This window comes from Pseudomonas sp. CFBP13508 (assembly GCF_005233515.1).
In the GTDB taxonomy this organism is placed as follows: domain Bacteria; phylum Pseudomonadota; class Gammaproteobacteria; order Pseudomonadales; family Pseudomonadaceae; genus Aquipseudomonas; species Aquipseudomonas mercuritolerans.
Genome location: NZ_QFZZ01000007.1, coordinates 1 through 20,470, shown reverse-complemented (window position 1 = coordinate 20,470; position 20,470 = coordinate 1). Strand labels below are relative to the sequence as shown.

The 20,470-nt window shown below is 60.8% G+C and carries 15 protein-coding genes; 10 read left to right on the top strand and 5 right to left on the bottom strand.

Annotated features, from left to right (window positions below):
* Positions 1–24 precede the first annotated feature (24 nt).
* The 4 genes from PspCFBP13508_RS19405 to PspCFBP13508_RS19390 all read right to left on the bottom strand — a co-directional run bounded on the left by PspCFBP13508_RS19405 (position 25) and on the right by PspCFBP13508_RS19390 (position 5,383).
* A complete protein-coding gene (locus tag PspCFBP13508_RS19405) occupies positions 25–2,871 on the bottom strand; it encodes a valine--tRNA ligase (RefSeq protein ID WP_073473636.1) in 2,847 nt (948 codons plus the stop codon).
* A gap of 128 nt (positions 2,872–2,999) precedes the next feature.
* Positions 3,000–3,398, bottom strand: a complete 399-nt coding sequence (locus tag PspCFBP13508_RS19400; protein ID WP_110647046.1) for a DNA polymerase III subunit chi — start codon at positions 3,396–3,398, stop codon at positions 3,000–3,002.
* A gap of 8 nt (positions 3,399–3,406) precedes the next feature.
* Positions 3,407–3,835 carry a DNA polymerase III subunit chi gene (locus PspCFBP13508_RS19395; protein ID WP_137215434.1) on the bottom strand — a complete coding sequence of 143 codons (429 nt, stop codon included), beginning with the start codon at positions 3,833–3,835 and terminating at the stop codon, positions 3,407–3,409.
* 57 nt (positions 3,836–3,892) lie between these two features.
* Entirely contained in the window at positions 3,893–5,383 is a 1,491-nt protein-coding gene (locus tag PspCFBP13508_RS19390) for a leucyl aminopeptidase (RefSeq protein WP_137215433.1), read from the bottom strand.
* Between the two features lie 296 nt (positions 5,384–5,679).
* On the opposite strand from PspCFBP13508_RS19390, the gene lptF reads away from it, so the two are divergent.
* The 8 genes from lptF (at position 5,680) to pdxJ (ending at position 14,085) form a co-directional block, all read left to right on the top strand.
* Positions 5,680–6,801, top strand: coding sequence for an LPS export ABC transporter permease LptF (lptF, locus tag PspCFBP13508_RS19385; protein WP_130910109.1), 1,122 nt, complete (start codon positions 5,680–5,682; stop codon positions 6,799–6,801).
* Entirely contained in the window at positions 6,794–7,855 is a 1,062-nt protein-coding gene (gene lptG, locus PspCFBP13508_RS19380; protein WP_122601897.1) for an LPS export ABC transporter permease LptG, read from the top strand. Before lptF ends, lptG begins: the two co-directional genes overlap by 8 nt.
* 173 nt (positions 7,856–8,028) lie before the next feature.
* Complete coding sequence (lepA, locus tag PspCFBP13508_RS19375; protein WP_133334871.1) at positions 8,029–9,825, top strand: translation elongation factor 4; 1,797 nt, start codon at positions 8,029–8,031, stop codon at positions 9,823–9,825.
* 9 nt (positions 9,826–9,834) lie between these two features.
* Positions 9,835–10,689 (top strand): signal peptidase I, encoded by an 855-nt coding sequence (lepB, locus tag PspCFBP13508_RS19370; protein WP_016771563.1) that lies wholly within the window; start codon positions 9,835–9,837, stop codon positions 10,687–10,689.
* 169 nt (positions 10,690–10,858) lie between these two features.
* Positions 10,859–11,548, top strand: a complete 690-nt coding sequence (gene rnc, locus PspCFBP13508_RS19365; protein WP_024011703.1) for a ribonuclease III — start codon at positions 10,859–10,861, stop codon at positions 11,546–11,548.
* Positions 11,541–12,443: a GTPase Era gene (gene era / locus PspCFBP13508_RS19360; RefSeq protein WP_016771562.1), complete on the top strand. Its 903-nt coding sequence runs from the start codon at positions 11,541–11,543 to the stop codon at positions 12,441–12,443. The genes rnc and era overlap by 8 nt, the downstream gene beginning before the upstream one ends.
* A 166-nt stretch (positions 12,444–12,609) precedes the next feature.
* Positions 12,610–13,299, top strand: a complete 690-nt coding sequence (gene recO, locus PspCFBP13508_RS19355) for a DNA repair protein RecO (RefSeq protein WP_016771561.1) — start codon at positions 12,610–12,612, stop codon at positions 13,297–13,299.
* Between the two features lie 39 nt (positions 13,300–13,338).
* Positions 13,339–14,085: a pyridoxine 5'-phosphate synthase gene (pdxJ, locus tag PspCFBP13508_RS19350; RefSeq protein WP_137215432.1), complete on the top strand. Its 747-nt coding sequence runs from the start codon at positions 13,339–13,341 to the stop codon at positions 14,083–14,085.
* A gap of 83 nt (positions 14,086–14,168) precedes the next feature.
* On the opposite strand, the gene mltF is transcribed toward pdxJ, so the two are convergent.
* On the bottom strand, positions 14,169–15,629 hold the full coding sequence (gene mltF / locus PspCFBP13508_RS19345) for a membrane-bound lytic murein transglycosylase MltF (protein WP_137215431.1): 1,461 nt from the start codon (positions 15,627–15,629) through the stop codon (positions 14,169–14,171).
* 285 nt (positions 15,630–15,914) lie between these two features.
* On the opposite strand from mltF, the gene purL reads away from it, so the two are divergent.
* Together purL and PspCFBP13508_RS19335 are read left to right on the top strand one after the other, a co-directional pair.
* On the top strand, positions 15,915–19,811 hold the full coding sequence (gene purL, locus PspCFBP13508_RS19340; protein WP_137215430.1) for a phosphoribosylformylglycinamidine synthase: 3,897 nt from the start codon (positions 15,915–15,917) through the stop codon (positions 19,809–19,811).
* A 5-nt stretch (positions 19,812–19,816) separates the two neighbouring features.
* A complete protein-coding gene (locus tag PspCFBP13508_RS19335; protein ID WP_095050948.1) occupies positions 19,817–20,128 on the top strand; it encodes a YqfO family protein in 312 nt (103 codons plus the stop codon).
* Positions 20,129–20,470: the final 342 nt, after the last annotated feature.

Sequence of the window (20,470 nt, the reverse complement as noted above, 5' to 3'; positions counted from 1 at the left end):
TCCCTTTTTCAGTGCGATTTGCCGTTACAGACTGGCAATCCGCGCGTGCTGCTCGGCCAGTTTGCCCAGGGCCTGTTCGGCCTCGGCCAGTTTGGCGCGTTCCTTCTCGATGACTTCGGCCGGAGCCTTGTCGACGAAACCTGCGTTGGACAGCTTGCCGCCAACCCGCTGGACTTCGCCCTGCAAACGCAGGATTTCCTTGTCCAGACGCGCCAGTTCGGCGCCTTTGTCGATCAGGCCGGCCATTGGCACCAGCACTTCCATCTCGCCCACCAGTGCGGTAGCGGACAGCGGTGCTTCTTCGCCAGCGGCGAGTACGGTGATCGATTCCAGACGCGCCAGCTTCTTCAGCAGCGCTTCGTTCTCGGTCAGGCGGCGCTGGTCTTCAGCGCTGACGTTCTTCAGGAAGATCGGCAGTGGCTTGCCCGGGCCGATGTTCATCTCGCCACGAATGTTGCGCGTGCCGAGCATCAGTTCCTTGAGCCATTCGATGTCGTTTTCCGCCGCCGGATCGATGCGCTCTTCGTTAGCCACCGGCCAAGGCTGCAGCATGATCGTCTTGCCCTGAATACCGGCCAGCGGCGCGATGCGCTGCCAGATTTCTTCAGTGATGAACGGCATGAACGGGTGCGCCAGGCGCAGCGCCACTTCCAACACGCGCACCAAGGTCCGGCGAGTGCCGCGCTGACGTTCGACCGGCGCGTTCTCGTCCCACAACACAGGTTTGGACAGTTCCAGATACCAGTCGCAGTACTGGTTCCAGATGAATTCGTACAGCGCTTGCGCGGCGAGGTCGAAACGGAACTGATCCAGTTGACGGGTCACTTCGGCTTCGGTGCGTTGCAGTTGCGAGATGATCCAGCGATCGGCCAGCGACAGCTCGTAGGCTTCGCCGTTCTGGCCGCAGTCTTCGCCCTTGTCCAGAACGTAACGCGCGGCGTTCCAGATCTTGTTGCAGAAGTTGCGATAGCCTTCGACGCGGCCCATGTCGAACTTGATGTCGCGTCCGGTCGAGGCCAGCGAGCAGAAGGTGAAGCGCAGGGCGTCGGTGCCATAGCTTTCGATGCCATTGGCGAATTCTTCGCGGGTGGCTTTCTCGATCTTCTTCGCCAGTTTCGGTTGCATCAGGCCCGAGGTGCGCTTCTGCACCAGGGTTTCGAGGTCGATGCCGTCGATGATGTCCAGCGGGTCAAGGACGTTGCCCTTGGACTTGGACATCTTCTGGCCCTGGCCGTCGCGTACCAGACCGTGTACGTAGACAGTCTTGAACGGAACCTGCGGCGTGCCGTCTTCGTTCTTCATCAGGTGCATGGTCATCATGATCATCCGGGCAACCCAGAAGAAAATGATGTCGAAACCGGTGACCAGCACGTCGGTGGAGTGGAATTTCTTCAGGAACTCGGTCTGCTCAGGCCAGCCCAGAGTAGAGAACGTCCATAGGCCGGAGCTGAACCAGGTGTCGAGTACGTCGTTGTCCTGTTGCAGCGCAACGTCCGGGCCGAGGTTGTGCTTGGCGCGCACTTCGGCTTCGTCGCGACCCACGTAGACCTTGCCCGACTCGTCGTACCAGGCCGGAATCCGGTGGCCCCACCACAGCTGACGGCTGATGCACCAGTCCTGGATGTCGCGCATCCACGAGAAGTACATGTTTTCGTACTGCTTGGGCACGAACTGGATGCGACCGTCTTCAACGGCAGCAATCGCCGGCTCGGCCAGAGGCTTGGTCGATACGTACCACTGGTCGGTCAGCCACGGCTCGATGACCGTGCCGGAGCGATCGCCTTTCGGCGTTTTCAGGTTGTGATCGTTGACGCTCACCAGCAGGCCGGCGGCGTCGAAAGCGGCAACGATCTGCTTGCGCGCTTCGAAACGTTCCAGACCGGCGAACTCGGCCGGAATCTTGCCGTCGATGCTCTCGTTCAGCGTGCCGTCGAGGTTGAACACCTGGGCGGCAGGCAGCACGTTGGCGTTCTTGTCGAAGATGTTCAGCAGGGGCAGGTTGTGGCGCTTGCCGACTTCGTAGTCGTTGAAATCGTGGGCCGGGGTGATTTTCACGCAGCCGGTGCCGAATTCAGGGTCGCAATAATCGTCGGCGATGATCGGGATGCGCCGGCCAACCAATGGCAGCTCGACAAATTTACCGATCAGGGCCTTGTAGCGCTCGTCGTTCGGGTTAACCGCGACGGCGGAGTCGCCGAGCATGGTTTCCGGACGAGTGGTGGCGACGATCAGGAAGTCATTGCCCTCGGCGGTTTTAACGCCATCGGCCAATGGATATTTCAGGTTCCACAGAAAGCCTTTCTCTTCGTGGTTTTCCACTTCGAGGTCGGAAATCGCTGTGTGCAGTTTGGTGTCCCAGTTGACCAGACGCTTGCCGCGGTAGATCAGGCCGTCTTCATGCAGGCGCACGAAGGCTTCCTTGACCGCTTCCGAGAGGCCGTCGTCCATGGTGAAGCGCTCGCGGCTCCAGTCGACGGACGAGCCGAGGCGGCGGATCTGCCGGCTGATGTTGCCGCCGGACTGATCTTTCCACTCCCAGACTTTCTCAAGAAATTTTTCCCGGCCCAGATCGTGACGATTCTGGCCCTGGGCTTCGAGTTGGCGCTCCACCAGCATCTGTGTGGCGATACCGGCGTGGTCGGTGCCCGGCTGCCACAGGGTGTCGCGACCCTGCATGCGGCGGAAACGGATCAACGCGTCCATGATCGCGTTGTTGAAGCCGTGACCCATGTGCAGGCTGCCGGTGACGTTCGGCGGCGGGATCATGATGGTGTAGGACTCGCCCGCGCCTTGCGGGGCGAAGTAGTTCTCGGACTCCCAGGTCTTGTACCAGGAAGTTTCAATGGCGTGCGGCTGGTAGGTCTTATCCATGCGCGGCGGGACCCTATTGGCATTTATTCAGGAAAAGCCGGGAAGTATAGCCGTGGGGACAGCCACAAGCCACAAGCTGCAAGCTTCAAGAGGAGCGCGGCGGATTTGCTTTGGCTTTGGCTTGCAGCTTAAAGCTTGCCGCTTGCAGCTGCAGCGAGCAGCCGTTCCATCCGCGCATCGAGGCGACGTTTGATTTCGGTTTCGATGTGCGGAGCGAAGTCGTCGATCACGTCTTGCATGATCAATTGCGCGGCGGCGCGCAGCTCGCTGTCCAGGTGGAGAAGTGCGTCCGGGCCTTTATCGACCGGTGCGGCAGCCGGGGCAGCCGGCGGCGCTGGTGGCGGCTCGACGGCCGCCGGCTGGTTGCCGACGGAGTCGAACAGCATTGGAATCTGTTCCTGTTCGCTGTCATCGACCGTATCGGTCAACAGCGGCGGTTGCAGGTTGTCATCGCCGAGCAACTGGCGGATCGATTCGAGATCGTCCAGCAGGTGTGCGGACTTCTGTTGCGGTTTCGGAGTGTCCATTGGAGTGCTCAGAGTCGCTGTAAACGGTGGTCTTGCAGAGAATAGCCCTGTTCGCGGTAGAAGCGGAAACTCTCCCGCGCCGCTGCTCGGATGGCCGGATCTTCCACCACCACCTCCGCCACTCGAGCGAACTTGCTGGCGAAGGCCGGGACTTTCAGGTCGAGATTGACCAGCAGATCCTGATGTTCACCGCAGTCTTGCCCGAGTCCTAGCACGATCAAACCGTCCGGTTCGCTGTCGGCCGGGCCGTGGGGCACGAAGCTTTCACCCTTGAATGCCCACAGACGCGCATCGAGATCGTCACGCTGAGCCGAATCGCTGCAATGCAGGTAGATGCGGTGGCCCATGCGCCAGGCTTTCTCGGTGAGCTTGCAGACGAAATCCAGGCGCGCTGATGGATCGGCGCTGGGCAGGATATAGAAGTCGACTTTGGTCATTGCGGTTCCAGAGCGGCAAGTGGCGTCACCCGAGGGTGACGCCACCTTTCAGCGGTTTCAGGCCTTGGCGCGATCCAGCAGGTACTGGGTCAGGAGGGGGACCGGACGGCCAGTGGCGCCCTTGTCCTTGCCGCCGCTGGTCCAAGCGGTGCCGGCAATGTCCAGATGCGCCCAGTTGAGGTTCTTGGTGAAGCGCGACAGGAAGCAGGCGGCAGTAATGGTGCCGGCCTTCGGCCCGCCAATGTTGGCGATGTCGGCGAACGGGCTGTCCAGTTGCTCTTGATACTCATCGAACAGCGGCAGTTGCCAGGCGCGGTCGTCGGCAGCCTTGCCGGCGCTGAGCAACTGGTCGATCAGTTCGTCGTTGTTGCCCAGCAGGCCGGACGTGTGTGCGCCCAGGGCAACTACGCAAGCACCGGTCAGGGTGGCGATGTCGATCACCGCTTGTGGCTTGAAGCGCTCGGCGTAGGTCAGCGCATCGCACAGCACCAGACGGCCTTCAGCGTCGGTGTTGAGGATTTCCACAGTCTGGCCGCTCATGGTGGTAACGATGTCGCCCGGACGCGATGCGTTGCCGCTCGGCATGTTCTCGGCGCAGGCAAGGATGCACACCAGATTGATCGGCAGTTTCAGCTCAAGCACGGCGCGCAGCGTACCGAAAACAGAAGCAGCGCCGCCCATGTCGTACTTCATCTCGTCCATGCCGGCGCCCGGCTTCAGGCTGATGCCGCCGGTATCGAAGGTGATGCCCTTGCCGACCAGTGCGAACGGCTTCTCGGATTTTTTGCCACCGCTGTATTGCATGACGATCAGGCGCGGCGGCTGGGCGCTGCCCTGGCCCACGGCGTAGAACGAGCCCATGCCGAGGGATTTGATCTTCTTCTCGTCGAGCACTTCGACTTTCAGATCCTTGAACTCTTTGCCCAGGTTCTTCGCCTGTTCGCCCATGAAGGTCGGGTGGCAGATGTTCGGTGGCAGGTTGCCCAGATCGCGGGTGAAGGCCATGCCGTTGGCGATAGCAGTGGCGTGATTCACGGCGCGCTGCACTTCGGCTTGCGCAGCCTTGATGGTCAGCAGAGTGATTTTCTTCAGGGCGCGCGGTTCGGCTTTCTGGCTCTTGAACTGGTCGAAGGTGTAGCCGCCGTCGACCAGGGTTTCTGCCAGCAGACGGGTTTTGCCGTAGCTGTCGCGACCTTTGACGATGACTTCATCCAGCGCCAGCACGGCATCGCCGCCGCCCAGGCCTTTGAGGGTGTTGAGGATGCCGGCAACGATTTTGCGGAACGGACGGTCGCCCAGCTCCTCGTCCTTGCCCACGCCGACCAGCAACACGCGCTCGGCTTTCAGGTTCGGCAGGCTGTGCAGCAGCAGGCTCTGACCGACCTTGCCGGCCAGGTCGCCACGCTTGAGTACGGCGCTGATTGCGCCGCCGCTCGACTCGTCGACCAGTCTGGCGGCGACACCGAGTTTGCGGCCTTCGCCGACGGCAACCACCAGGGTGGCGGTTTTCAACGTTTCTGGGCTAACGCTTTTTACAACCAGTTCCATGTCCGGATCCCTGAATGAATGGTCAACACGCAGGCGTTCGACGCTGTGCGCAGTCGCCTGCTTATAGATAGAAGAGGCGCAGGCCAAAGCCTGCGACAAGGGCCGCAGTTTGAACCTCGCTCCCCGCGCCTGACAACCCTCAGCAAGGGATTACAGCGATGGATGAGTGTGCGCAGTGACAGGCGCACCCAATCACAGGATAATGCCGCATCTTTTTTCGACCGCTCTGCATGGCGGGCCGGTCGATGTGTTTGCTTGTTTGGCCGCCTTAGCCTGACAACCCTGGAGTGTCTGGTTTGATCGTCTTCCGTTATCTGTCCCGCGAAGTCCTGTTGACCCTCAGCGCCGTAAGTGCCGTGCTGCTGGTCATCATCATGAGCGGTCGCTTCATCAAATACCTGGCGCAGGCTGCGGCCGGTCAGCTCGATCCGGGCTCGCTGTTCCTGATCATGGGCTTTCGTCTGCCGGGTTTCCTGCAACTGATTCTGCCGCTGGGCCTGTTCCTCGGGATCCTGCTGGCCTACGGTCGCCTGTATCTCGAAAGCGAAATGACCGTGCTCTCGGCCACCGGCATGAGCCAGCAGAAGCTGTTTCGCATGACCCTGTTTCCTGCAACGCTGGTGGCACTGGTGGTGGCGTGGCTGAGCCTCGGCCTGGCTCCGCAGGGCGCCAACCAGTTTCAGCTGCTGCTGAACAAGCAGGACGCGCTGACCGAGTTCGATACCCTTGAACCTGGCCGCTTCCAGGCCTTGCGTGACGGTACGCGGGTGACCTACACCGAAACCCTGAGCGACGATCGCGTCAATCTCGGCAGCGTGTTCATCTCGCAGAAGAACCTCGGCGCCGATAAAAAGGACCGCGGGATTTCCGTGCTGGTGGCCGAGTCGGGCCGTCAGGAAATCCGCCCCGACGGCAATCGCTACCTGATCCTCGACAACGGTTTTCGCTATGACGGCAGCCCGGGGCAGGCCGATTACCGCGCCATTCATTACGAAACCTACGGTGTGCTGCTGCCCAAGCCGGATGTCAGCGAAGAAGTCACCGATCGTGACGCAATGCCGACCTCGTCCCTGTGGGGCAGTGATGACATCCGTTCGAAAACCGAACTGCAATGGCGCATGTCCCTGCCACTGCTGGTGTTCATCGTGACCCTGATGGCGGTGCCGCTGTCGCGGGTGAATCCGCGTCAGGGGCGTTTCCTCAAGCTGCTGCCGGCGATTCTTCTTTATATGGCTTACCTGACCATCCTGATTGCCGCTCGCGGCGCCCTTGAAAAAGGCAAGATCCCGCCGGCCCTCGGTCTGTGGTGGGTACACGCGATCTTCCTGGTGATCGGCCTCGGCCTGCTTTATTGGGAGCCGCTGCGCCTGAAGCTGGCCAGCCGTCGCAGCGCCGCGCTGGAGGTGGCCCGTGGTTAAACTCGACCGCTACATCGGCAGCAGCGTATTCATGGCGATCATCGCCGTGCTGGCGATCATCCTCGGCCTGGCAACGCTTTTCGCCTTCATTGATGAAATGGGCGACGTCAGCGACACCTATACACTGGTCGATGTCCTCAGTTTCGTATTGCTGACCGCACCGCGCCGACTCTATGAAATGCTGCCGATGGCGGCATTGATCGGCTGCCTGATCGGTCTCGGCAGTCTGGCCAGCAGCAGTGAGCTGACAGTCATGCGCGCTGCTGGCGTGTCGATCGGCCGTATCGTCTGGGCGGTCATGAAGCCGATGCTGGTGCTGATGCTCGCCGGCGTGCTGATTGGCGAATACGTCGCGCCGGCCACCGAAAGCATGGCCCAGGCCAATCGCTCGCTGGCCCAGGGCAGCGGCGATGCGCAAAGCGCCAAGCACGGTATGTGGCATCGTCAGGGTGAGGAATTCATCCACATCAACGCGGTGCAACCGAACGGTCTGTTGTACGGCGTGACGCGCTATCACTTCGACAAAGAACGCCATCTGCTCAGCTCCAGCTTCGCCAAAAAGGCCGAGTTCGACGGCAGCAAGTGGCAGCTCACCGACGTCGCCACCACGCTGTTCCACGAGCGCAGCACTGAGGTCGTCAATGCCCCGAGCGAGGAGTGGGATGTGGCGTTGAGCCCGCAACTGCTCAGCACCGTGGTCATGGCGCCGGAATCGCTGTCGATCAGCGGTCTGTGGGGCTACATCCACTATCTGGCCGAGCAGGGCCTGAGCAATGGCCGTTACTGGCTGGCATTTTGGGTCAAGGTGTTGCAGCCGCTGGTGACCGCCGCGCTGGTGCTGATGGCGATCTCGTTCATCTTCGGCCCGCTGCGTTCGGTGACCCTCGGCCAGCGTGTTTTCACCGGCGTGCTGGTGGGCTTCACCTTCCGCATCGTCCAGGATCTGCTGGGGCCATCGAGTCTGGTGTTCGGTTTCTCGCCGCTGTTTGCGGTACTGGTGCCGGCCGGCGTGTGTGCGCTGGCAGGCGTCTGGCTGCTCAGACGCGCGGGCTGATGAACAAGCTTTCATTGAGCGCTTGAACCCTGAAAACGCCTCGGTCGCCAGACCGGGGCGTTTTTGCATGCGATCCGGGTGACAGGCGAACGTGACGCTTGCGCCGTGTATCAGGTACAATTCCCGGCTATTTTTCGGCGGGCCAAGCCTGCAGCCTTTTTGAGTGTTGATCCGTGAGTGATTTGAGTCATATCCGCAATTTCTCCATCATCGCCCACATTGACCATGGCAAGTCGACGCTGGCTGACCGTTTCATCCAGATGTGCGGCGGCCTGGCCGAGCGTGAAATGGAAGCCCAGGTACTGGATTCCATGGATCTTGAGCGCGAACGCGGGATCACCATCAAGGCCCACAGCGTTACCCTCTATTACAAAGCCCGCGACGGCATCACCTACCAGCTGAACTTCATTGACACCCCGGGCCACGTCGACTTCACCTACGAAGTCAGCCGTTCCCTGGCCGCGTGCGAAGGTGCCTTGCTGGTAGTCGATGCGGGGCAGGGCGTAGAAGCCCAGTCCGTGGCCAACTGCTACACCGCCATTGAGCAGGGCCTGGAGGTCATGCCGGTCCTGAACAAGATCGACCTGCCACAGGCCGAGCCGGATCGCGTCAAGGACGAGATCGAGAAGATCATCGGCATTGACGCTACCGACGCCGTCACCTGCAGCGCCAAGACCGGCCTGGGTGTCGACGAAGTGCTCGAGCGTCTGGTGCACACCATCCCTGCGCCGACCGGCAACATCGAAGATCCGCTGCAAGCGTTGATCATCGACTCCTGGTTCGACAACTACCTGGGCGTTGTTTCCCTGGTACGTGTGCGCCACGGCCGTGTGAAGAAGGGCGACAAGATTCTGGTCAAGTCCACCGGCAAGGTGCACCTGGTCGACAGCGTCGGCGTGTTCAACCCGAAACACACCGCGACCGTCGATCTGAAGGCCGGCGAAGTGGGCTTCATCATCGCCAGCATCAAGGACATTCATGGTGCACCGGTGGGTGACACCCTGACCCTGAGCTCGACGCCGGACGTGCCGGTGCTGCCGGGCTTCAAACGCATCCAGCCACAGGTTTACGCCGGTCTGTTCCCCGTCAGCTCCGACGACTTCGAGGATTTCCGCGAAGCGCTGCAGAAGCTGACCCTGAACGACTCGTCGCTGCAGTACACCCCGGAAAGCTCCGACGCCCTGGGCTTCGGCTTCCGTTGCGGCTTCCTCGGCATGCTGCACATGGAAATCATCCAGGAGCGCCTCGAGCGCGAATACGACCTGGACCTGATCACCACCGCGCCGACGGTAATTTTCGAGCTGGTGTTGAAAACCGGTGAAACGATTTACGTCGACAACCCGTCGAAGCTTCCGGATGTGTCGGCAATCGAGGACATGCGCGAGCCAATCGTGCGCGCCAATATCCTCGTACCGCAGGAACATTTGGGTAACGTCATCACCCTGTGCATCGAGAAACGCGGCGTTCAGGTCGACATGCTGTTCCTCGGCAATCAGGTGCAAGTGACCTACGACCTGCCGATGAACGAAGTGGTCCTGGACTTCTTCGACCGTCTCAAATCCACCAGCCGCGGCTATGCTTCGCTGGACTACCATTTCGATCGGTACCAATCGGCCAATCTGGTGAAACTGGACGTGCTGATCAACGGCGACAAGGTCGATGCCCTGGCATTGATCGTGCACCGTGACAATTCGCACTTCAAAGGTCGCCAGTTGACCGAGAAGATGAAAGAACTGATTCCTCGTCAGATGTTCGACGTGGCGATCCAGGCCGCCATCGGTGGTCAGATCGTGGCGCGGACAACCGTCAAGGCGCTCAGAAAGAACGTATTGGCCAAATGCTACGGCGGTGACGTCAGTCGTAAGAAGAAACTGCTCGAGAAGCAGAAGGCCGGTAAGAAACGCATGAAACAGGTCGGCAACGTGGAAATTCCACAGGAAGCCTTCCTCGCCGTGCTCAGGTTGGAATAATCAGGTCCTATGTCGCTAAATTTCCCGCTGTTGCTGGTCATCGCCGTGTTCGTCTGCGGCCTGTTGGCGTTGCTTGATCTGCTGTTCCTGGCACCGCGTCGGCGTGCTGCCATTGCCTCTTATCAAGGCAGTGTCAGCCAGCCCGAGCCTGTGGTGGTCGAGAAGCTGAACAAAGAGCCGCTGCTGGTCGAATACGGCAAGTCGTTCTTTCCGGTGCTGTTCATCGTGCTGGTGCTGCGTTCGTTCCTGGTGGAGCCGTTCCAGATCCCGTCCGGCTCGATGAAACCGACCCTGGACGTCGGCGACTTCATTCTGGTGAACAAGTTTTCCTACGGCATCCGTCTGCCGGTGATCGACAAGAAGATCATCGAAGTCGGTGACCCGCAGCGCGGCGATGTGATGGTGTTCCGCTACCCGAGCGACCCGAACGTCAACTACATCAAGCGTGTGGTCGGCCTGCCGGGTGACACGGTGCGTTACACCGCCGACAAGCGTCTGTTCGTCAACGGCGAATCGATTGCCGAGAAGATGGTCGGCGCCGAAGCGGGTTCGCTGGGCAGCGCGGAGCTCTATCAGGAAAAACTCGGCGCAGCCGAGCACTTGATCCGCAAGGAAATGAGCCGTTACCGCGCCACTCCGGACCGTTCGTGGACAGTGCCTGCCGGGCACTACTTCATGATGGGCGACAACCGCGACAATTCGAACGACAGCCGCTACTGGGATGATCCGAATATTCCCAAGGACCTGCTGGGCATGGTTCCCGACAAGAATATTGTCGGCAAGGCCTTCGCGGTCTGGATGAGCTGGCCAGAGCCGAAACTCAGCCACCTGCCGAATTTCTCGCGGGTTGGCCTGATCAAGTAATCAAACACGGCGCTGTTGACCACAGCGCCGAATGCATTTCTGGAGCCGGCACAATCGGCTTCGCAATCGCCAGGATTTATTTTTTGAACACAGCGTTAATTGTCCCAGGCCTGCGCCGTACCCCGGCGATGGCAGTGGAAACCAGCCACGAACTCAGCGTGGGTAAACCGTGAGCGTTTCTCTAAGCCGTCTCGAGCGCCAGCTCGGTTACACCTTCAAGGATCAGGAGCTGATGCTGCTGGCCCTCACGCACCGCAGCTTTGCCGGGCGCAACAACGAGCGTCTGGAATTCCTCGGTGATGCCATCCTCAACTTCGTCGCTGGCGAGGCGCTGTTCGATCGCTTCCCGCTGGCCCGCGAAGGCCAGTTGTCGCGTTTGCGCGCACGGCTGGTAAAAGGTGAGACGCTGGCCGTGCTGGCTCGCGGTTTCGACCTCGGCGATTATCTGCGCCTGGGATCGGGTGAACTGAAGAGCGGTGGTTTCCGCCGTGAATCGATTCTCGCCGATGCCCTCGAAGCTCTGATCGGTGCGATCTACCTCGATGCCGGCATGGACGTCGCCCGCGAGCGCGTGCTGGCGTGGTTGGCCGGCGAGTTCGAAGGGCTGACGCTGGTCGACACCAACAAGGATCCGAAAACCCGCTTGCAGGAACATCTGCAATCGCGCGGTTGCGAACTGCCACGCTACGAAGTGGTGGATATCCAGGGCGAACCGCACTGCCGAACCTTCTTCGTCGAATGCGAAGTGGTCTTACTGAATGAAAAAAGCCGAGGTCAGGGTGTGAGTCGTCGTATTGCCGAACAGGTAGCGGCCGCCGCAGCACTGATTGCCCTGGGCGTGGAGAATGGCAATGACTGATACAAACGCAACTCGCTGTGGCTACGTTGCCATCGTCGGCCGTCCCAACGTCGGCAAGTCGACGCTGCTCAACCACATCCTCGGGCAGAAGCTCGCGATCACTTCGCGCAAGCCGCAGACCACCCGCCACAACATGCTCGGGATCAAGACAGAGGGCGACGTGCAGGCGATCTACGTCGACACCCCGGGCATGCACAAGGGTGGCGAAAAGGCCCTGAACCGTTACATGAACAAAACCGCTTCGGCGGCGTTGAAAGACGTCGACGTGGTGATCTTCGTCGTCGACCGTACCAAGTGGACCGACGAAGACCAGATGGTTCTGGAGCGTGTGCAGTACGTGACCGGCCCGCTGATCGTCGCGCTGAACAAGACCGATCGCATCGAAGACAAAGCCGAGCTGATGCCACACCTGAGCTGGTTGCAGGAACAGCTGCCGAACGCGCAGATCATCCCGATTTCCGCGCAGCACGGGCACAACCTCGAAGCGCTGGAAAAGGTCATCGCCGACCACCTGCCGGAAAATGATCACTTCTTCCCGGAAGACCAGATCACCGACCGCAGCAGCCGTTTCCTTGCCGCCGAGCTGGTGCGCGAGAAAATCATGCGCCAGATGGGCGCCGAGCTGCCGTACCAGATCACCGTCGAAATCGAAGAGTTCAAGCAGCAGGGCAAGACCCTGCACATCCACGCGCTGATTCTCGTCGAGCGTGACGGCCAGAAGAAAATCATCATTGGCGACAAGGGCGAGCGCATCAAACGCATCGGCACCGAAGCGCGCAAGGACATGGAGCTGCTGTTCGACTCCAAGATCATGCTCAACCTGTGGGTCAAGGTGAAGGGCGGCTGGTCCGATGACGAGCGCGCGCTGCGTTCGCTGGGTTATGGCGATCTGTAAGTAGCGATCTCGAAAACACCGCTACTCACTGTGGGAGCGAGCCTGCTCGCGAAGAGGATGTAACATTCAGCATTGATGTTGACTGTCACTCCGCTTTCGCGAGCAGGCTCGCTCCCACAGTGGTTTTGGGTTGTATGTAAAACCGCGTTTCTTCATCGAGAACTCAATGTCGCAAAACCCGCCTCCCGCCCAACCCGCCTACGTCCTGCATTCGCGTGCCTATCGCGAAACCAGCGCATTGGTCGATTTCCTTACGCCGCAGGGTCGGCTGCGGGCGGTGTTGCGCAGTGCGCGGGGCAAGGCCGGGACGCTGGCGCGGCCGTTCGTGGCGCTGGAGGTCGAGTTCCGTGGCAAGGGCGAGCTGAAGAATGTCGGGCGTATGGAGAGCTCCGGCACCTCGGCGTGGCTCAATGGCGAAGCGCTGTTTAGCGGCCTCTATCTCAACGAGCTGTTGATTCGCCTGTTGCCGGCCGAAGATCCGCATCCGGCAGTGTTCGATCATTACGCCGCGACCTTGCTGGCGCTGGCCGAAGGTCGACCACTGGAGCCATTGTTGCGCTCCTTCGAATGGCGATTGCTGGATGATCTCGGCTACGGCTTCTCAATGAACACCGATATGCACGGTGAGCCTGTCGCACCTGACGGCCTCTATCGTCTGCAAGTCGATGCCGGTCTCGAAAGGGTTTATCTGCTGCAACCAGGCCTGTTCAACGGTACCGAACTGCTGGCCATGGCCGAAGCCGACTGGTCGGCGCCCGGTGCGCTGTCGGCGGCCAAGCGTCTAATGCGCCAGGCGCTGGCGGTGCATTTGGGCGGGCGCCCACTTGTCAGTCGCGAGCTGTTTCGCAAGCCCTGATATGCTGTGCGCCGAACCTCTCAATTCAGGAGCGCATCCGTGACCAGCAGCAATCGCATTCTTCTCGGCGTGAACATCGACCACGTCGCCACCCTGCGGCAGGCCCGTGGCACGCGCTACCCGGATCCGGTCAAAGCGGCGCTGGACGCAGAAGAGGCGGGCGCTGATGGCATCACCGTGCACCTGCGCGAAGATCGCCGCCACATCCAGGAGCGCGACGTGCTGCTGCTCAAGGATGTGCTGCAAACACGCATGAATTTCGAAATGGGTGTCACCGAAGAAATGATGGCGTTCGCCGAGCGTATTCGCCCTGCGCACATCTGCCTGGTCCCGGAAACCCGTCAGGAACTGACCACCGAAGGTGGGCTGGATGTGGCGGGGCAGGAAGAACGCATCAGGGCTGCGGTGGAGCGTTTGTCGAAAATCGGCAGCGAAGTGTCGCTGTTCATCGACGCCGACGAGCGCCAGATCGCCGCCTCCAGGCGCGTCGGTGCGCCGGCCATCGAGCTGCACACCGGTCGTTACGCCGATGCCGAAACTCCCACCGAAGTGGCTGAAGAGCTCAAGCGCGTCGCTGATGGCGTGGCGTTTGGACTGGCCCAGGGGCTGATCGTCAATGCCGGGCATGGCCTGCATTACCACAACGTCGAGGCCGTGGCGGCGATCAAGGGCATCAATGAACTGAACATCGGCCATGCGCTGGTGGCGCATGCGTTGTTTGTCGGCTTCAAATCTGCTGTGTCGGAGATGAAAGCGCTGATCCTGGCTGCTGCTCTCAAGGGCTAAGAACAAAAGATCGCAGCCTTCGGCAGCTCCTACAGGTGTACACATAACCCTGTAGGAGCTGCCGAAGGCTGCGATCTTGTGCTTTAAAGAGGGGCGGGCTCTTGCGCCGGTTTCGACTTGTCGATCGCCGGAACATGCAGGTTGCCCTCGGCCACCTGGTCGCCTTCAAGTTGCGGCTGGGTTACCCAGGTCAGGATGTCGTAGTAGCGACGGATGTTCGCCACAAAATGCACCGGCTCGCCACCGCGGGCGTAGCCGTAGCGGGTCTTGCTGTACCACTGCTTCTGCGAGAGGCGCGGCAGGATCTTTTTCACGTCCAGCCACTTGTCCGGATTCAGGCCTTCCTTCGCCGCCAGTTTGCGCGCGTCATCCAGATGGCCGCTGCCGACGTTGTACGCCGCCAGCGCGAACCAGGTGCGATCCGGTTCCTGGATCGAATCGTCTAGCTGATCCTTCATATAAGCCAGGTACTTGGCGCCGCCCATGATGCTCTGCTTGGGGTCGAGGCGGTTCGATACGCCCATCGCCTGCGCGGTGTTCTGGGTCAGCATCATCAAGCCACGTACGCCGGTTTTTGACGTTACCGTCGGCTGCCACAGGGATTCCTGATAACCGATGGCGGCGAGCAGGCGCCAGTCGACTTTCTCTTTCTTCGCGTAGTTCTTGAAGTGCTGTTCGTATTTCGGCAGGCGCTGCTGCAAGTGCTGGGCGAAGGTGGTGGCGCCCATGTAGCCAAGCACATCGACATGGCCGTAATAGCGGTCTTTCAGGCGTTGCAGGGTGCCGTTCTTCTGCACCTTGTCCAGATAGGCGTTGATTTCATTGAGCAGGCTGTTGTCTTCGCCCGGGCCCACCGCCCAGCTCTGGCTGCGCGCGTCGCCGAGGTCGAAAGCCACGCGGATATTGGTGAAGTACACTTGATTCATCGCCACTTCGTTGGAGTCGACCAGCGTCAGGTCGATCTGACCTTCATCAACCATGCGCAGCAGATCGACGACTTCGACCGCGTCGGATTCTTCGTATTCGATGCCGGGATATTTCTGTTTCAGCGCAGCCAGTTGCTCGGCGTGGGTGCTGCCCTTGAGCACGGTGATCTTCTTGCCAACCAGATCCGCCGGATCGGTGGGGCGCGACTGGCCGTTGCGGTAGATGATCTGCGGGGTGACTTCGAGGTAGGAGTGGGAGAACCGCACCTGCTTCTTGCGTTCATCGCTGCCGACCAGACCGGCGGCCGCGAGTACCGGGCCGTTTGGCTTGCCGACCTGGTTGAACAGGTCATCGAGATTGTCCGCCGTCTCGATCTTCAACTCGACGCCCAAATCGTCGGCAAAGCGCTTCACCAGCTCGTATTCAAAGCCGGTTTCACCGCTGCGATCCTGAAAGTAGGTGGCGGGGCTGTTGCGGGTAACCACGCGCAGCACACCGTCCTCCTTTACGCGCTCGAGTGTGTTGGGTTTATCAACACAGCCACCGAGCACCAGGAAGAGTCCGGTTGCGATCAGCCATTTGGCGTATCGCGGACGCAAAGCCGTTGGGAAAAACATCTGCGCAGTATACGCAAACGGCCACGGGCGCCATATCTCGACAGCGTAGGACTAGTCTGCTAGCGATCACAAAATCGAACGAAATCCCTTGAATACGGGCCTTCAGGGCATTTTGTTACAGTAAAAATAAGCCATGCTGAAACGCTCGATTTACCTGACCCCGAAGGCAGAAACACAGATTGCTACCCGAGTGCAACCGTGCGTAGCGTTTCGGGTGATGTTGAGGTCGGTTTAGGCTAGAATGCACGGCCTCAAAGCACACCCCTTCCCGAGGCTGTCCCGAAGATGTTGATCCTGCGCGGCGCTCCTGCCCTTTCTGCCTTTCGCCACAGCAAACTCCTTGAGCAACTGAGCCAGAAGGTTCCAGCTGTCACTGGCCTGTATGCTGAATTCGCTCACTTCGCCGAAGTCACCGGCGTCCTGACCGGCGACGAACAGCAGGTGCTAGCGCGCCTTCTGAAGTACGGCCCAAGTGTTCCGGTTCAAGAGCCTACCGGCCGTCTGTTTCTGGTGTTGCCGCGTTTCGGCACCATCTCGCCGTGGTCGAGCAAGGCCAGCGACATCGCCCGCAACTGCGGCCTCAGCAAGATCCAGCGCCTGGAACGCGGTATCGCCTTCTATGTTGCAGGGCAGTTCAGCGAAGCCGAAGCCCAGCTGATTTCGGACGCGCTGCATGACCGCATGACCCAGATCGTGCTGGCCAACCTCGAGCAGGCCGCCGGTCTGTTTAGCCATGCCGAGCCGAAGCCGCTGACCGCCATCGACATCCTCGGTGGCGGCCGCGCCGCGCTGGAAAAGGCCAACACCGAGCTGGGCCTGGCCCTGGCCGAAGACGAGATCGACTATCTGGTCAACGCCTTCAATGGTCTGAAGCGCAACCCGCACGACATCGAATTGATGATGTTCGCCCAGGCCAACTCCGAGCACTGCCGCCACAAGATCTTCAACGCCAGTTGGGACATTGACGGCCAGAGCCAGGAAAAAAGCCTGTTCGGCATGATCAAGAACACCTATCAGATGCACAGCGAAGGCGTGCTGTCCGCTTACAAGGACAACGCTTCGGTGATCGTCGGTAACGTCGCCGGCCGCTTCTTCCCGAACCCTGAAACCCGCCAGTACGGCGCGGTGCAGGAGCCGGTGCACATTCTGATGAAGGTTGAAACCCACAACCACCCGACCGCGATTGCCCCGTTCCCGGGCGCATCCACCGGTTCCGGTGGCGAGATCCGTGACGAAGGTGCAACCGGTCGTGGCGCCAAGCCCAAGGCCGGCCTCACCGGTTTCACCGTATCGAACCTGCAGATCCCGGGCTTCGAACAGCCGTGGGAAGTGCCGTACGGCAAGCCTGAGCGCATCGTCACCGCGCTGGACATCATGATCGAAGGCCCGCTCGGCGGCGCTGCGTTCAACAACGAATTCGGTCGTCCGGCCCTGACTGGCTACTTCCGTACCTTCGAACAATCGATCACCACTCCGCACGGTGACGAAGTGCGCGGTTACCACAAGCCGATCATGCTCGCTGGCGGCATGGGCAACATCCGCGAAGAGCACGTCAAGAAAGGCGAGATCGTCGTCGGCTCCAAGCTGATCGTCCTCGGCGGCCCGGCGATGTTGATCGGTCTGGGCGGCGGCGCGGCTTCGTCGATGGCCACTGGCACCAGCTCGGCGGATCTGGATTTTGCTTCCGTGCAGCGTGAAAACCCTGAAATGGAGCGCCGCTGCCAGGAAGTCATCGACCGTTGCTGGCAACTGGGCGACAAGAACCCGATCAGCTTCATCCACGACGTCGGCGCGGGCGGTCTGTCCAACGCCTTCCCGGAACTGGTCAACGACGGCGACCGCGGTGGCCGTTTCGAACTGCGCAACATTCCAAACGACGAGCCGGGCATGGCCCCGCACGAAATCTGGTCGAACGAGTCCCAGGAACGTTACGTGCTGGCAGTCGGCCCGGAAGACTTCGAGCGCTTCCAAACGATCTGCGAACGCGAGCGTTGCCCGTTTGCCGTCGTTGGTGAAGCCACTGCCGAACCGCAACTGACCGTGACCGACAGCCACTTCGGCAACAACCCGGTGGACATGCCGCTGGAAGTGTTGCTGGGCAAGGCGCCGCGCATGCACCGTTCGGTGGTTCGCGAAGCCGAGCTGGGCGATGACTTCGATCCGTCGAACCTCGACATCAGCGAGTCCATCGAACGCGTTCTGCATCACCCGGCCGTGGCCAGCAAAAGCTTCCTGATCACTATCGGCGACCGCACCATCACCGGCCTCGTCGCCCGTGACCAGATGGTTGGCCCATGGCAAGTGCCGGTGGCTGACGTTGCCGTCACTGCCACCAGTTTCGACGTGTACACCGGTGAAGCGATGGCGATGGGCGAGCGTACTCCGCTGGCTCTGCTGGACGCGCCGGCCTCGGGCCGCATGGCCATCGGCGAAACCATCACCAACATTGCCGCCTCGCGCATCAACAAGCTCTCCGACATCAAACTGTCGGCGAACTGGATGTCGGCGGCCGGTCACCCAGGCGAAGACGCGCGTCTGTACGACACCGTGAAAGCGGTCGGCATGGAGCTGTGCCCTGAGCTGGGCATCACCATTCCGGTGGGCAAGGACTCGATGTCCATGGCCACGCGCTGGAACGACAACGGCGAAGACAAGACCGTCACCTCGCCAATGTCGCTGATCGTTACCGGTTTCGCGCCAGTGGCTGACATCCGTCAGACCCTGACCCCGGAACTGCGCATGGACAAGGGCACCACCGACCTGATCCTGATCGACCTCGGTCGCGGCCAGAACCGCATGGGTGCTTCGATCCTCGCACAGGTCCACGGCAAACTCGGCCAGCATGCGCCGGACGTCGATGACGCCGAAGACCTGAAAGCCTTCTTCGCGGTGATCCAGGGCCTCAATGCCGACGGTCATCTGCTGGCCTACCACGACCGTTCCGATGGTGGTCTGCTGACTTCCGTGGTGGAAATGGCCTTCGCCGGCCACTGCGGTCTGAGCCTGAACCTTGACAGCGTTGCCGAATCCGCTTCGGAAATCGCCGCGATCCTGTTCAACGAAGAACTCGGTGCGGTGATCCAGGTTCGCCAGGACGCCACCCCGGACATCCTCGCGCAATTCAGCGCCGCCGGTCTGGGCGACTGCGTGTCGGTGATCGGTCAGCCGATCAACAATGGCCAGATCAACATCACCTTCAACGGTGACACCGTGTTCGAAGGCCAGCGTCGTCTGCTCCAGCGTCAGTGGGCCGAGACCAGCTACCAGATCCAGCGTCTGCGCGACAACGCTGACTGCGCCGAGCAGGAATTCGACGCGCTGCTTGAAGAAGACAACCCGGGCCTGAGCGTCAAGCTCAGCTACGACGTCAATCAGGACATCGCCGCGCCTTACATCAAGAAAGGCATCCGCCCACAGGTTGCCGTGCTGCGTGAGCAGGGCGTCAACGGTCAGGTGGAAATGGCCGCCGCGTTCGACCGCGCCGGTTTCAGCGCGATCGACGTGCACATGAGCGATATCCTCGCCGGTCGTGTCGACCTCAACGAGTTCAAGGGCCTGGTGGCCTGCGGTGGTTTCTCCTACGGCGACGTGCTCGGCGCCGGTGAGGGCTGGGCCAAGTCGGCGCTGTTCAACAGCCGCGCCCGCGATGCGTTCCAGGGCTTCTTCGAACGTAACGACAGCTTCACGCTGGGCGTGTGCAACGGTTGCCAGATGATGTCCAATCTGCACGAGCTGATCCCGGGCAGCGAGTTCTGGCCGCACTTCGTGCGCAACCGCTCCGAGCAGTTCGAAGCGCGGGTGGCGATGGTGCAGATCCAGGAATCGAACTCGATCTTCCTGCAGGGCATGGCCGGTTCGCGCATGCCGATCGCCATCGCTCACGGTGAAGGTCACGCCGAGTTCGCCAGCGAAGAAGCATTGCTGGAAGCCGATCTGTCCGGTTGCGTGGCGATGCGTTTCGTCGACAACCACGGCAAGGTCACCGAAGCCTACCCGGCCAACCCGAACGGCTCGCCGCGCGGGATCACCGGCCTGACCAGCCGTGACGGCCGCGTGACGATCATGATGCCGCACCCGGAGCGTGTGTTCCGTGCGGTGCAGAATTCGTGGCGTTCGGAAGACTGGAACGAAGACGCGCCATGGATGCGCATGTTCCGTAATGCTCGCGTCTGGGTTAACTGATCGTCGTGTACAAGCTGGCGTTTTTTGTTCCTGACAGTCATGTCGAGGTGGTCAAAGGGGCTGTGTTCGCTGCCGGTGGTGGGCGGATCGGTGACTATGACCACTGTGCGTGGCAGGTGCTTGGCTCTGGCCAGTTTCGGCCTTTGGACGGCAGTCAGCCGTTCATCGGTGAGGCGGGGCAGGTTGAGCGGGTTGAGGAATGGAAGGTTGAGCTTGTCGTGGCGGATGAGTTGATCGTGGCTGTTGTGGCGGCGTTGAAGCTCAGTCATCCGTATGAGACGCCTGCTTATGAGGTGTGGCGGCTGGAGGATTTCTGATCTTCTTGGCTGCTTGAACGGGAGACCCGCAGATGAGTGATTGTCTGCGGGTTTTTTGTTGCCGCTGATTTTTGGGCGGGCGCATTTTCACTGTGGGAGCGAGCCTGCTCGCGAAGGCGCCCTTACAGGCGAGCATGCTGGCTGATTGGGTGAATATCCGTTGCTTCGGGTGCTGCGGCTGGCGGTTTCGCCCTTACGGCGACTCACTTTTTTTACAAACGCCTAAAAAAAGTAAGCAAAAAAACGCTTGCTCCTACGTTCGGCCCTCGCAGGCTCGGGTTCCTTCGCTGCGGGATCGATCCGGGCGCAGCGGCTACGGTTTGCTTCGCTGCACCTCCTTCC